The 13,453-nt window shown below is 37.1% G+C and carries 11 protein-coding genes; 2 read left to right on the top strand and 9 right to left on the bottom strand.

Annotated elements, in window-relative coordinates:
* Positions 1–123: 123 nt before the first annotated feature.
* Positions 124–1,497 (top strand): helix-turn-helix domain-containing protein, encoded by a 1,374-nt coding sequence (locus tag PQ456_RS10020; RefSeq protein ID WP_273615986.1) that lies wholly within the window; start codon positions 124–126, stop codon positions 1,495–1,497.
* Between the two features lie 232 nt (positions 1,498–1,729).
* Here PQ456_RS10020 and PQ456_RS10015 read toward each other — a convergent pair whose 3' ends face one another.
* On the bottom strand, positions 1,730–3,448 hold the full coding sequence (locus PQ456_RS10015) for an ATP-dependent nuclease (protein ID WP_273615985.1): 1,719 nt from the start codon (positions 3,446–3,448) through the stop codon (positions 1,730–1,732).
* Between the two features lie 2 nt (positions 3,449–3,450).
* Positions 3,451–3,657 carry a helix-turn-helix domain-containing protein gene (locus PQ456_RS10010; RefSeq protein WP_273615984.1) on the bottom strand — a complete coding sequence of 69 codons (207 nt, stop codon included), beginning with the start codon at positions 3,655–3,657 and terminating at the stop codon, positions 3,451–3,453.
* A 221-nt stretch (positions 3,658–3,878) separates the two neighbouring features.
* Between PQ456_RS10010 and PQ456_RS10005 the strand changes: the two genes are divergently transcribed.
* A complete protein-coding gene (locus PQ456_RS10005; RefSeq protein WP_273615983.1) occupies positions 3,879–4,070 on the top strand; it encodes a hypothetical protein in 192 nt (63 codons plus the stop codon).
* 375 nt (positions 4,071–4,445) lie between these two features.
* Here the strand turns inward: PQ456_RS10005 and PQ456_RS10000 are convergent, their stop codons facing one another.
* From PQ456_RS10000 to PQ456_RS09970, 7 genes are all read right to left on the bottom strand, one after another.
* Positions 4,446–6,890: a glycogen/starch/alpha-glucan phosphorylase gene (locus tag PQ456_RS10000; RefSeq protein WP_273615982.1), complete on the bottom strand. Its 2,445-nt coding sequence runs from the start codon at positions 6,888–6,890 to the stop codon at positions 4,446–4,448.
* Between the two features lie 37 nt (positions 6,891–6,927).
* The gene (gene glgD, locus PQ456_RS09995; protein ID WP_273616292.1) at positions 6,928–8,031 is read right to left on the bottom strand and encodes a glucose-1-phosphate adenylyltransferase subunit GlgD; all 1,104 of its coding nucleotides are present in this window, start codon (positions 8,029–8,031) and stop codon (positions 6,928–6,930) included.
* 20 nt (positions 8,032–8,051) lie between these two features.
* Positions 8,052–9,185: a glucose-1-phosphate adenylyltransferase gene (locus PQ456_RS09990; protein WP_273615981.1), complete on the bottom strand. Its 1,134-nt coding sequence runs from the start codon at positions 9,183–9,185 to the stop codon at positions 8,052–8,054.
* A 147-nt stretch (positions 9,186–9,332) separates the two neighbouring features.
* The gene (locus PQ456_RS09985; RefSeq protein ID WP_273615980.1) at positions 9,333–9,890 is read right to left on the bottom strand and encodes an imm11 family protein; all 558 of its coding nucleotides are present in this window, start codon (positions 9,888–9,890) and stop codon (positions 9,333–9,335) included.
* A gap of 312 nt (positions 9,891–10,202) precedes the next feature.
* Positions 10,203–11,381: an acetoin utilization protein AcuC gene (locus tag PQ456_RS09980; RefSeq protein WP_273615979.1), complete on the bottom strand. Its 1,179-nt coding sequence runs from the start codon at positions 11,379–11,381 to the stop codon at positions 10,203–10,205.
* A gap of 29 nt (positions 11,382–11,410) precedes the next feature.
* On the bottom strand, positions 11,411–12,043 hold the full coding sequence (locus PQ456_RS09975) for a GNAT family N-acetyltransferase (RefSeq protein WP_273615978.1): 633 nt from the start codon (positions 12,041–12,043) through the stop codon (positions 11,411–11,413).
* 204 nt (positions 12,044–12,247) lie between these two features.
* Positions 12,248–13,345 carry an acyltransferase family protein gene (locus tag PQ456_RS09970; protein ID WP_273615977.1) on the bottom strand — a complete coding sequence of 366 codons (1,098 nt, stop codon included), beginning with the start codon at positions 13,343–13,345 and terminating at the stop codon, positions 12,248–12,250.
* Between the last annotated feature and the right edge of the window lie 108 nt (positions 13,346–13,453).

The following is a 13,453-nucleotide window of genomic DNA, read 5'->3' as shown; positions in this document are numbered from 1 at the left end:
AATGTAAGCGTTATGACATTATATTTATGGTATTATTCCTATTTTTTTAGTAAAATAATAAATACGTTATCATCAGCATCTTATAGATAGCGTATTTTGAAATGATAGGAGTTGTACAATCATATGAATACAACCTGGCTGAATACGCTTAAATTTATAATGAAATGCTTACATATTGAATATCAGGTTCCACTCTATATTGTGGATCAACAAGGTGCGCTAATTGAAGAATATCCTGCACAGAACTTTAATCCTTTATATGCTAGTAAAAGCGAAGGGCTTGAGCTATTGACTCAACATATTCAAGGACATTACCCACTGATTCATGCAACGAATTTTGTAGAGCAGTATCTGATCGTGCCTTTACCTGCTCAGCCTACGGTTCAAGCTAATAGTAATGAACCTATAGATCCTGCTTCATCTCATCCGTTGCCTACGCCAGAGAGTACTTCTGTCGATATCGAAGGTGCTCTAATAGCGGGGCCTTTTTTCAATGCGATTGTACCGGAAGAGTTAATTAAAGGAATTATTGTAGATCACCAATTGTCTTTTCGTCAGCAAGATGAAGTATGGGCATTTTACAAAAATGTGCCGCTGATCTCTAAAGAACGCATATATAATGCAGCCGTTATGATTTATTTTATGTTATATCAAAAAGAATTGGATATCGCCGAATTGATTCAACATAATTTGCATATTCCTGCTGCTTCTATCCATCGTGTTCATCTGGATTCGATTCCACATCTGTCTTCGTCTACCTTACTGTCTTATCACGAGGAAGCCGAATATACACCACCTGATCGTTATCACCATAATCCTGAGATGGAACGTATTTTTCTGCAATATATAAGAGAAGGTCGCAAAGAAGATTTAATTCAATGGGAATTGGGATTTCCGACAGAGAAATTGGGAGTACTTTCGAAAAAAAGCTTATTACGCAACGAAAAGAATCTAGGCATTTGCTCGGTGACGCTGGTCACACGTGCGGCGATGGATGGCGGAGTAAACGCCGAAATCGCTTATACATTAAGTGATTTTTATATTCAAGCGGTCGAAGAATGTGAAAATCCGGCGCAAGTGCATATGACTACCCAGCGATGCAATGCTGACTTTGTCGATCGAGTACTGGAAGGTCAGAAGCAACGATATTCCCATGAAGTCAATCTGACACGTCATTACATTTTCAGCCATCTGTACGAACCGATTCATCTACAAGATTTAGCGAAAGAAACCAAGCTGAATGCTGATTACCTATCACAGTTATTTAAAAAAGAAATAGGGTGTTCGCCTGTTGTCTATATTCAACAACAACGTATTGATGAAGCGAAAAAATTAATCAGTCTCTCGCATTATTCGTTAGCCGAAATTTCGACGTTGTTGCAGTTTCATGATCAGAGTTATTTTACGAAGATTTTCAAAAGGTACACTGGGGTTACACCGAAGCAGTATCAGAAAAATCGTACGGGTGGGGAGCGGATAGGTGTAGGGGTGTTTTAAAATGTATTAGTGTGGGATGGTGTGAGTTACAGCGCTCCGGGTACGATATTGTTCTTGTCGTCGCTTGTTGTAAATAGATACCTTGATTAACCGCTTTGCGGTAGGTATCCATTTACAAAGGCGAGCGCTTCGCTCTTTCAGAACAATATCGCTCCCTGCGCTCAGTGGAAGTTGTGTGACTTTGGTATATTTATCGAAGTTTAATTTATACAGATTCTACCACACTAGAAAATTAATCTAACCAATCTAATATTTCTTTGATTAGAGGAAAATTTTTGATTTCATTTTCTGTTATTTGTTCTGCTACTTTTATGCCTATTTTCACTTTGCTTGTATCTGGGATACAATCTACTTTATCGAAATCACCATAGTTTAACTCTTCTAACGGAACATCTAATATTTGAGCCAAAACAGATTGAGGATACATATTCTCTATAGTTCGATAATTTCGTGGCATTACAATCTTAATATCTGAACTTATACACTCATTCTCATATTCTAATTTCTTACTTATAATATTTCCGCCTTCACTCAATGGCTTAACTAAATCGCTATCTAGTATAACCATCACGTTAGAATTAATCTTTACTAGTTCTTGTGGCTTAATTGAATATAGATTATCTCCACCAAGTGGCATAATTACGATTCCTTTTTGATCAATATCTATATCTAATCTTTCTAACATGATAGGAAGTATAGTACTTTCTGTTGCTCCTTCAACAAATATAATACCATTAGCTGTTAAAGTATCAGGTAAATATGCTCCAATAGCTTGAAAAACAATAGATTTATCTGCTGGATTAATATTTTTCACAGTACTTTCTATTCCATTATGTTCTAGTAAAAATAAACGATCTTCTTCTTTAAGATTTTTCATAATAAATGGTGAATGTGTTGATAGCATCCATTGTACATTAAAATCTTCTGATAGTTGTCTAAGCAACTTTAAAAACCTTACTTGTAATTTAGGATGTAAACCGGTCTCTGGTTCATCTATAAAAGCTATTGTAGTCAAATCAGATTTGATATCATTTAAAAGTCTACCCGCCAAATAAATCACACTAAAAACTCCATTACCACTTCTTGAAAGGGGTTGAGATTTTTCAATCCCATTTATATTCCATTCGACAAATATATCTTCTGCTACACTTCCATCAGGTGTATTCACATCTAAGCGAACCACCTCTGGAAAAATAATTTTAATATAATTTAATAATTTAGTATAAACACCTTTATTACGATTTTTTTCATTTTTAATTTTTTTTATAAAATTTACCATATCAGAAAGTTCATTATCTAACTTTGTTATGTTATAAATTTGCCTATCAATTTTACTCTCATTAATTATTAGGGAATCATTTTCATTTATAGGTTCTTTAATATTATAAATTCTATTAGTAGAAATAAAAAAACAATCAACTTTTATTAAAGTCCTCTCCTTTTCTATATTAATCTTCAAATTATTTAAGAATGGAGTATTATCAAATTCGCAAAAAACTTCCCATTTTTCTTCATACTCTGGTGTCATTTCTTGGGTTGAATACTTTATTTTAACTTTTTTCATAATCTCATCTTTAAACTTTATGATATTCATATTTTCATTATATAATTTTCTTCCCAAAGCTAATTCTATTTGGATTTTTTCTGTAACTATATTTTCAATTAATTCTTTAAATGTTAATTCAGAAAAAGTAGATATTATTTCAAGATAAGGTTTATTTGAATCATTTCCATCAAAATGTAAACTTCCTTTTGCATGAAGATGTTTATCTAAATAAGAATTGGGATATTCACTGTTGGCATTATAAAGCACTGAATAAAAGGCTAATAATACTGATGTTTTACCTGCATCATTTACTCCAGACAATACGTTTATTCTACCTAGATCTAGACTTATTCCTTCCTTACCTATAGATCTCCAATTTTTCAAGTAAAATTTTTCTATAGTCATCTTTATGTCTTCCCTTCAATATACTCTAACAAATCCCCTGGCTGACAATCTAAAGCTTCACAGACTTTATCAATCACTTCTAAAGATACATATTCATTCGTATTTAACTTTGCCATCGTAGCAGATGAGATGCCTGTCATTTTAACCAGTTCTTGTTTTTTGATCTCTCGATCTATTAATAATTTTTGTAATTTTTTATAACTAATCATAATATTCCTTTCAATAAAGCAAAGTTTTATTTAATTATAAGCAGATATATTTTGTTTATCAAAATAAAGTTTGATTTCTCACATCTAAATAATTTATTATATTAAAATAAAGTTCAACTTGTTAAATATTTATATGTAAAATTAAATGTTGGAGGCATAAGTATGAATAACTTAATTTCTGATTTTGATCAATTTATATCTTTACGTATGGAAAATATAGCTTGTCAAGAATTAAACAATGTCTGCGTCTTTTTGAACAATTAAGTTCTATTATTGAAGAAAATGGTTTTTCTATATTAAAGGAATATGAACAAGCTTCTACATTAGTTCAGGGTATGTCTGAACGTATCATGTACTATCAAGGTTTAAAAGACGGGTTCAAATTACATCAAGAATTATGGAACTCTGAATAACTATTTTTTTTATATCCATTTCTACATACATTCAAGACACCGATTTAGCGAAGGAAAAGGAATGATCCGTAAGAAGCGTAGCGTTCGCCTTAAAAGTTTCCGCAAGAAAACTACTTCGTAAGCATACACTAAGAATGAATATTTACTGCGCAAGCAGTTGTTCAAAATATCCATTCTTAACAGCGATCGAGAGGATCATCCTTTGACGTAGCGATGTCCATCCATCCTCATAAAAACTAAAATAATAAAATGCACTAACTAAAATTTGCGTCCACATAAAAAAGAAATCCTCCCCACTATCATAATCATCCGCAGACAATCACAATACCAAGAAGGATTTCCTTCATTTATGCTTTATGTTCAATTGAGTCAAGCTTACCCACGATCCACAGGTTTGATTTTCCAAATCTCTGACGCGTATTGCCCTATTGTCAGATCACTAGAGAATTTACCAGAATGTCCGATGTTATGAATCGATTTTTTGAGCCACTCTTTACGATTACGGTAAGCGAGATCAATCTGAACATGCGCTTCCGTATAGGCTGAGAAATCTTTGAGTACAAAATACTCATCATTCATATCGAGAATCGAACGGTACAAAATATCAAATTCATTATTATGATTAGTAAATGGGCCACGCTCAATCAGTTGATTCATGACTTCTTGAATCCGTGAATCACTGTTGTAAATATCGCGTGCATTGTAGCCACCATGTTGATAATAGTCCATCACTTGATCTGCATTCAGTCCGAAAATAAACATGTTATTATCGCCTAACATTTCATGCATTTCTACGTTAGCACCATCCATTGTACCTACAGTTAGAGCACCATTCATCATAAATTTCATATTTCCTGTACCGGAGGCTTCTTTACTAGCGGTAGAGATTTGCTCGCTCACGTCCGCAGCAGGAATAATCTTTTCAGCTAAAGAAACGGAATAATTTTCTAAGAAAAAGACATTCAGCTTGTCTTTCACATCAGGATCATTATTCACTACATTGGCTACACTGTTAATCAGTTTGATCGTACTTTTCGCTAAATAATAACTCGGTGCCGCTTTGGCTCCAAAAATAAAAGTACGTGGCACTATATCCAGTGATGGCATTTCTTTAATCTGATGGTACAAATGGATAATATGAAGAATATTCAAAAATTGTCGTTTATACGCATGCAGACGTTTGACTTGTACATCAAAGATCGAATCCGTATTCACTTTGACATCATATTTTTGTTCAATATATGTCGCCAATTTTTGCTTATTATTGAGCTTGATCTTAGCAGCGCGCTCTTGAAAGCTTGCATCTTCACTGTATTTCAAAATGCCGACCATTTCTTGCGGATGAGTAATCCAACGCGTACCTATCGATTCACTCACTAACTGTGATAACTCAGGATTCGCATGCATTAACCAGCGACGATGAGTAATACCATTTGTTTTGTTGTTGAACCGATCTGGATACAGCTCGTAGAAATTTTTCATCTCACGATGCTTCAAAATATCGGTATGCAATGCGGCTACACCGTTAATACTATGAGTACCGGCTATCGCTAGATGTGCCATTTTAACCTGATCGTCGAAAATAATAGCCATATGCGCTACACGATCTGGATCGTCTGGATATTTATCCATAAGCAGACGGCAAAAACGAGCATTGATCTCTTCGATAATCATATACACACGCGGTAACAGTTCACGCACCATATGAGTTGGCCATTTTTCTAAGGCTTCGCTCAAAATCGTATGGTTGGTGTACGATACAGTCTTAGTTACAATCTCCCAAGCTATATCCCATCCATATCCTTTTTCATCCAGCAAAATACGCATCAATTCAGGAATGACCAATGTAGGATGTGTATCATTGATATGAATCGCTATCTTTTTCGGTAGCTCTTCATAGCTAAGCCCTAATTTGTCATACGTACGTAAAATGCTTTGCAGACCAGCAGAACAAAGGAAATACTGTTGCTTCAATCGCAATAGTCGTCCAGCATATTGAGAATCATCCGGATACAAAAATTCGGAGATCGATTCAACCGAACGATTGTAATCCAGATAGCTGTAATAGTTACCGCCTGAAGAAGAACCACGACTTGCCATTTCACGCATTGGTTCTGCGCTCCATAGACGAAGTGTATTCATATGCGAATTCTCTCTGTTCCCTTTGTACCCAATAACAGGAACATCGTAAGGAATAGCCCATACCCCTTCATAATCATGAAGTGAAAAAGTAAGCTCTCCTGCTTCTTCATGAACTTCTACATTACCGCCAAAGCGAACTTCCACTTTGCGGTCATCACGACGAACTTCCCATTCGTTTCCTTTTTGCAGCCAGTTATCCGGTAATTCTACCTGATTACCATCAACTATTTTTTGTTCAAATAGACCGTATTTATAACGAATCCCGCAACCATGTCCTGCATATCCAAGAGAAGCTAATGAATCCATAAAACAAGCAGCCAGACGACCAAGACCACCATTACCTAGTCCTGCGTCTGCTTCTTGTTCTTCTATTTCAGAAAGAGATACCCCTAAGTCTTCCAGACCTTCTTGCACAATTTCAAGAACACCCATATTGAGTAGATTGTTACCTAGTAGACGACCTATTAGAAATTCAAGAGATAGATAATAGACTTGTTTTTCCTCATTATCTCGAAATTCGCGGTTGGTTGCTGCCCATTCCTTACCGGCAAATTCTCGGATCATCCGACTCAAAATCGTATATACATCTTCACTTGATACTTCTTCCAACGGTTTTCCCAACTTGGAAACTACATTATTCTGAAATATGCTTTTGAATGACTCTTTGCTCGTAAACAACAGGGCGTTCCTCCTCTATTCTAATTCTGATCTACATTTAGACGGAAGTGCTCTTCGCTGTAACATATGGTTTTTTCACATCACCGATCAATGTACGATCTCCTGAAATATGAACATCTTTATCCAAGATCACATTTTCCAATACAGCGCCTGCTTCAATCGTACATTTCTGTAAAATAACTGAATTGACAACACGTGCGCCTTTTTCGACTTTAACACCGCGGAATAAAATACTGTTTTCCACTTCTCCGCCAATAATACATCCGTTTGCTAATAAAGAATTAGTCACTTTAGCACTTTCCAGATACTTGGTCGGTGCTTCGTATTTAATCTTCGTTTGCACAGGTTTCTCATGAAATAACTTCATGTAGTTATCAGGGTTAAGTAAAGCTAGACTATTTTTGTAGTAGCTTTCCACTGAATTAATCACTGCATTGTAGCCTGTATATTCATAAGCGGCGATTTTAAGACCATTCGGGTTATGTTGAATCACATCACGGAAGAAATAGCTCTTACCATGAGCAATCGAGTAACGAACTTGATCCAAATACAGAGCTTTATCCATAATAAAGATTTCTAGATAAATATTGTTATGATCACGCTCATGATGAATACCTGATACATAGCCATTCTCATCTACTTCTACACGACGACAAGGGCCATGTTCTGGCTCCAACTCTGCTACTTTTTTGTAGACAACCGTAACATCTGCACCTTTTTCTTTGTGATATTTGTAGACTTCATTAAAATCTACTTTGTTCACATGTTGGGTGCCGCTATTCACAACAATATCACCAGAACTGCGATGGAAATAATCCATATTATTATGAATATGTTGCAGATCTCCAAGTGAAGTATCGGTTGGATCATGCCAATCTGGTGGCAAGATGAAGAGTCCGCCCCGTTTACGATCCAAGTCCCACGGTCTGCCTTCACCCAAATGATCCATTAAAGAACGATATTTACGACGAACAAATAGAGCAATATCTTCCATACCTGCATACATCATATTTGACAAAGCAAAATCGATTAGACGATAGCGTCCACCAAATGGAACGGCTGCACCGCAACGGAAATATGTTAATTCATTTAGTTGGTCTAATTCATGATCCAGGTTGATAACTCCTACGAAGCCCTTCATTCCCATCACCGTCCTCTTTATTATAATGACTCATTCGTTATTAGTAAGATTTCGCTCTCATCTTCACGATCTACACCAATTTGCTTACCATCTGGCAATATCATACCATCGTCAATAATCGCGCGGTGGATACGAACATTTTTGCCGATTTTCACATTAGGCATAATAACGGAATCAGTAATCACACTACCTTCGCCTACTTCTACACCGAAGAATAGAACCGAATGATTAATTTCACCATGTACAATACAACCTTCGTTAATGATGCTATCACTCACTTTAGCTTCAGGCGCAATATACTGAGCAGGCTGATTCGGGCTACGTGTGAAGATACGCCAGTTCGGATCATTCAAATCCAATTCTGGATGTTCAGATAACATATCCATATTGGATTCCCATAGACTTTGGATTGTACCAACGTCTCTCCAGTATCCTTCAAATGGATAAGCGTATAATGTTTTGGCATCATCTAACAATAACGGAATAATATCTTTACCAAAGTCATAAGAAGAGGTAGGGTTCGTCTCATCTTGAATCAGATAAGATTTTAGAACATCCCATTTGAACAAATAAATACCCATAGAAGCAAGTGTACTTTTTGGATGTTCTGGCTTTTCATCGAACTCGTAAATTTTAAGATCATCATCTGTATTCAGCATACCGAAACGGCTAGCTTCTTCCAGCGTGACATTGACAACAGAAATGGTGCAATCTGCGTCTTTTTCTTTATGGTAATCCAGCATTTTGCCATAATCCATTTTGTAAATATGGTCACCGGATAAAATAAGAACATGTTCAGGATCGAATCTTTCCACGAAGTTTAGATTGCGATAAATCGCATCCGCTGTTCCTTGATACCAGCTACTGCCTTCTTCGCGTTCATGTGGTGGCAATACAAATACTCCACCATTTTTGCGATCCATATCCCAATCGTTACCAACACCTATGTATGCATGAAGGACCATGGGTTCATATTGCGTTAATACACCTACTGTATCAATACGTGAATTGGCGCAATTACTAAGAGGAAAATCGATAATGCGATAAGTACCGCCAAAATAAACGGCTGGCTTTGCCAGAAATCTTGTTAAACCTTTGAGTCTTTTGCCTTGACCTCCGGCAAGCAACATAGCTACTACTTCTTTCTTACTCATGGAAAAGCCCCCTTCATGTGATTGTCATATAATTTGTAGAGACATGTAGCGCCGAGAGACGATGCCATACAATGAATACTTTATCAATAATTGCTATCGATAAAAGGAAGGAGACCGTCCATCAGGATATGTTGCTCAAAATACCACTTAGAGATTTTCCTTAAAAACAATACCTGCTATGTTTTGTACCCGACAAGCTTCTACAAATTCAGAAGATGCTACAATCAGACTGATATCTTCATTCGAACGCACCAGTCCATGACCTTTGAGTCCATCCGGTTGAAAAGCAACCGAGATATAATGAACAGGGCTTCCATGAATTCCTGGAAGTAAAGGAACATGAACCGATTCTTCTACATCCAAGCAATTGATAACAGTCAAGATATTAAGTACTTGAAACCCGTTAAGCGGTTCACCGTTAACAGTGACTTCTGCATCGACCAATTGTACATCTTTGTCAGCATATTGTCGGATAACGCTAGCAAGTCTAGGTCCCACTAGATCGGGTCCATCGCTCATAAACCAATCAAAATGCATTAAATGATTAAGATCGATATCTCCTTGCAAATGGAACTTTGGCGTCTTCGCCCAATCTCGTTGAGGTGTGCCTTTTTTGAAGCTCAAATGATCCGGTGAATCATTGAAATTGTACTTAAACCAGTAACGATCCGGATACACATTTGCTGGTGACAGGATATAGCACATACATATCTCTTCCTTTCGGGATTGGCAGATCATTCCATACTATAGTAATGAATGATGAATATAACTCATTCCTTGAATATAGTATCTATTTCTACATACGTAGCTATTGTCCCTGCTTACCGCTTATATTAACTTACCCTTTTATGCTCTGTATGTGAAAATCTTTCATCTGCCAATCTCCCGGCAAAATATATATACCCGAAAATGTTCATTTCGCCCCTTTTGAGTCATTACGATTTTGTTACAGACTGGTATAATGTTTATTTTATACCAATTCTGATCCACTTGGATACTGGCAAATAAACCTTTGCTTTATTTCAAATAAGTTGCTGCTATTTCACTGATCGCTCGATTAGACTGCGTGATCTCTTCTCGCCTTGGGATCGGTTCCCAGCGCTTCACATCATCTAACCATGTTTGCGGCAAAGAGACAGGACTTTCTGCTTGCCAATGATCTAACCAGTCTTGAGGTAACGGTAACAACGGATCAGTATGAAGCTGTTGCAGTAGTGGATGATTGCTCATTTCAAGCCACAATAATGACCATGCTCTAGGTACTACTCTCCATATATCGTATCCGCCGCCTCCCAGTGCTACCCACCGTCCTTCACACCACTGATGAGCAGCTTGATGAATCATACGAGGCATCTCCTGATAGATACGCATAGAACAATGCACATGAGACAATGGATCAAGCGCATGAGCATCACATCCATGTTGACTAATAATAAGATCGGGCTTAGCGCGTTCTAACACTTGATTCAACGTCGTCTCAAAACACTCTAGCCATGAATCGTCTTCAGTATACGGTTCTAAAGGTAGATTTACAGTGTAACCAAATCCTTCACCTGCACCGCGCTCTTCTACCCGTCCTGTACCTGGAAATAAATATTTACCTGTCTCATGAATCGAATACGTAAAAACATTTGGATCAGTGTAAAAGCACATTTCTACACCATCTCCATGATGCACATCTGTGTCAATATAGAGCACTTTAGCTCCATATGTTTCCCGTACATGAGCGATTGCAAGTGCGGCATCATTATAGATACAGAATCCAGCGCCTTTCTGTGGCATAGCGTGATGCAGTCCACCCCCTAGATGAAGAGCATGGGTCGTCTGACCTTCCATTACCATCTGGGCAGCAGTCACCGAGCCAGCAGCAATCGATAATGCACTCTGGTGCATCCCTGCAAAATACGGCGTATCCCCTTGATGAAGACCGTATTGGAATGCACGATCAATAGCCTGCTGTGAAGGATGCTCCAGACTTAATTGTTTGACAGCTTCTACATATTCAGGAATATGCACTTGTTGTAACAAATGAGAATCTGGCAATTCGCCAGGCACAAAGATTTGATCTACAGATAAAGCATTTACTTGTTGTAGTAGATCACGAGTAAGCGTTAATCTACGCTGGTCAAATGGATGATTCTGATGAAATACATACTTCAAGCTATCAGGATGATATACATATATTGCTTTATCCATACATCAATTCTCCTTTCTATGATTGAAATTCAATACATAAATCGTTGCCGAAATCGTAGGCGATCAAATGCTTCTACTGAAGATTGCGGTACATATTTTCCTACACGTACCATCAAGCAATTCGCAGGATGAGAACAGATTTCAGGATCATCGGTTGCGAACCAGACCATATCAACATTTTTCATTAACTGCTCCATCATTTTGCGATAATCCCAGACGTTTAGCCCTGTATTCTCAAGATCCCAATGCCAGTAATACTCTGTCGTAAATACAATCATTCGATCAAGTTGTTCTTCGCGAAAAGAAAGTTGTATCAACTTTTTGGCTAGACCGAGTCCCCGGTAATCATTCGCTACTTCAACTGCTCCAAGTTCGATCAGATCCTCCATATTGCCTTCCGACCAGCGCTCATATTCATCTGCATAATGAAATGTTACATATCCGACAATGACCTCGCCATCGCAAGCCATAATAATGCGCCCTTCATCCAATTCAGCAATTTCGATCAATGCTTCCCATTGTTCGGCTGGACGACGAAAGGCGTCTAATTGAGGATGCATTTTTTTAGTGCGAATATGTGCTGGTGATACAGGCCCTTCTAGTTGTAACGTGCACCGAGGAGACACAAGTGTTTCCGATTGTGGATTTTTCAAATGCTCCATACTGGAATTCCTTTCTTTATGGAAGTATTCAATATTGTAAACGAGATCGGCTACTTTTATGATAACGCTTTCCTTATGTTCTTATTATACTGATTTTTGAGGTAAATGTATGTGTAGCTATGTAGATCAGCAAAAATCAGAAAAAAACCTTCTCATTATGCGAGAAGGTTTTGATTTCTACAGATCAAGAGATCAAGCTATAATTTAATTTTCAGTAGCCAAGCTACGACTGGAAGCTGGAGCAGAAGATTTGGGTACATTGACTCGACCTACAATATATTTACCAATCTTAATCCGGTTTAATAGATTAATAGTCACATAAGAGCAGAGCAATCCTCCTACAAACAACAATGGAATCTCAAAATAGCCAAGCGATACAGCAAACGTCTCGATCGCTATATCCATCATTTGTAGATAGAACCAATGCAATAAATAGATCCCAAATGAATACTGACTGACGATTGATAATACAGCCGGCATTTTGGTTACATTACGAAAAGCTAAAAACAATACGAAAATTAACAAAACTGTAAACAAAATCATATCCATACGCTTCGATCCAAATCCGAAGCTAGCATACATATTGTTATAAATAATGATGGCTAACGATACAGGCAATGCTGCGTAAATCCATACTTTGTATTTTTCGATATATTGCATAAATGTTTGATAATGTTTACCACAATAATAAGCGAGAGCAAAATAAAATACCCAACCTGTAAATGGCATCCAGTATCCTCGGTCCCAAATATAAGCAATATACTGATTGCTACTAGGCGGTGCTACCAGATTAAAGAAAGCAAGATACGCTACATTAATAATAAGAGCTATAGCTAGAACCCACCCCGGATCAAAACGGGCAATATACTTATTAAACAATTGATGAAGAATGTAAAATTGGAAAATAACCAGTACAAACCAGCCATGATAAGCTCCGAGCATATTGTAGACCACTAGCTTAGGAATCGACCATCCATTCAATACACCAGACATCACAGCATAAAATACAGCCATACAAGCAAAAGGAATCAAAAGAAACTTGATACGTTTGCTATAAAATTGCTTCGGTAACTGGTTAGGATAAGAATAAGCAAGAACCAATGCTGAAATAAACACAAAAGTCGATGTTCCAAAAGAAAGAAGTCCAGCTAGCGTCCATAGTCCAAACTGAATAGCACCCTCTGTACTTTCCCCTGTTGTAAATTTAATCGAATGCAGTAATACAACGCTCATACAAGCGATCGCGCGAATCAAGCCTACTTCGCTGATCGTTTTTTTAGTAGAGATCGCGTTTGAATTCATTCCGTTAATAACCTCCTTTTCAATTAACAATTCCTAAAATGCTCAATGATAGCGTGTGACATCTCTCCTTACTTTTGCTTCAACTGTAATATTAGACATAGAAATAGA

This window comes from Paenibacillus kyungheensis (assembly GCF_028606985.1).
Lineage (GTDB): Bacteria > Bacillota > Bacilli > Paenibacillales > Paenibacillaceae > Saccharibacillus > Saccharibacillus kyungheensis.
The sequence above is the reverse complement of the archived record's forward strand: the minus strand, read 5'-3'. Positions and strand labels throughout refer to the sequence as shown.

Excerpts from the sequence above, each read along its gene's own strand:
- PQ456_RS09975 (WP_273615978.1), bottom strand. The coding sequence starts at position 12,043 with ATGGAGCATTTGAAAAATCCACAATCGGAAACACTTGTGTCTCCTCGG.
- PQ456_RS10015 (WP_273615985.1), bottom strand. The coding sequence starts at position 3,448 with ATGACTATAGAAAAATTTTACTTGAAAAATTGGAGATCTATAGGTAAG.
- PQ456_RS09985 (WP_273615980.1), bottom strand. The coding sequence starts at position 9,890 with ATGTGCTATATCCTGTCACCAGCAAATGTGTATCCGGATCGTTACTGG.
- PQ456_RS09980 (WP_273615979.1), bottom strand. The coding sequence starts at position 11,381 with ATGGATAAAGCAATATATGTATATCATCCTGATAGCTTGAAGTATGTA.
- glgD (WP_273616292.1), bottom strand. The coding sequence starts at position 8,031 with ATGAAGGGCTTCGTAGGAGTTATCAACCTGGATCATGAATTAGACCAA.
- PQ456_RS09990 (WP_273615981.1), bottom strand. The coding sequence starts at position 9,185 with ATGAGTAAGAAAGAAGTAGTAGCTATGTTGCTTGCCGGAGGTCAAGGC.
- PQ456_RS10010 (WP_273615984.1), bottom strand. The coding sequence starts at position 3,657 with ATGATTAGTTATAAAAAATTACAAAAATTATTAATAGATCGAGAGATC.
- PQ456_RS09970 (WP_273615977.1), bottom strand. The coding sequence starts at position 13,345 with ATGAATTCAAACGCGATCTCTACTAAAAAAACGATCAGCGAAGTAGGC.
- PQ456_RS10020 (WP_273615986.1), top strand. The coding sequence starts at position 124 with ATGAATACAACCTGGCTGAATACGCTTAAATTTATAATGAAATGCTTA.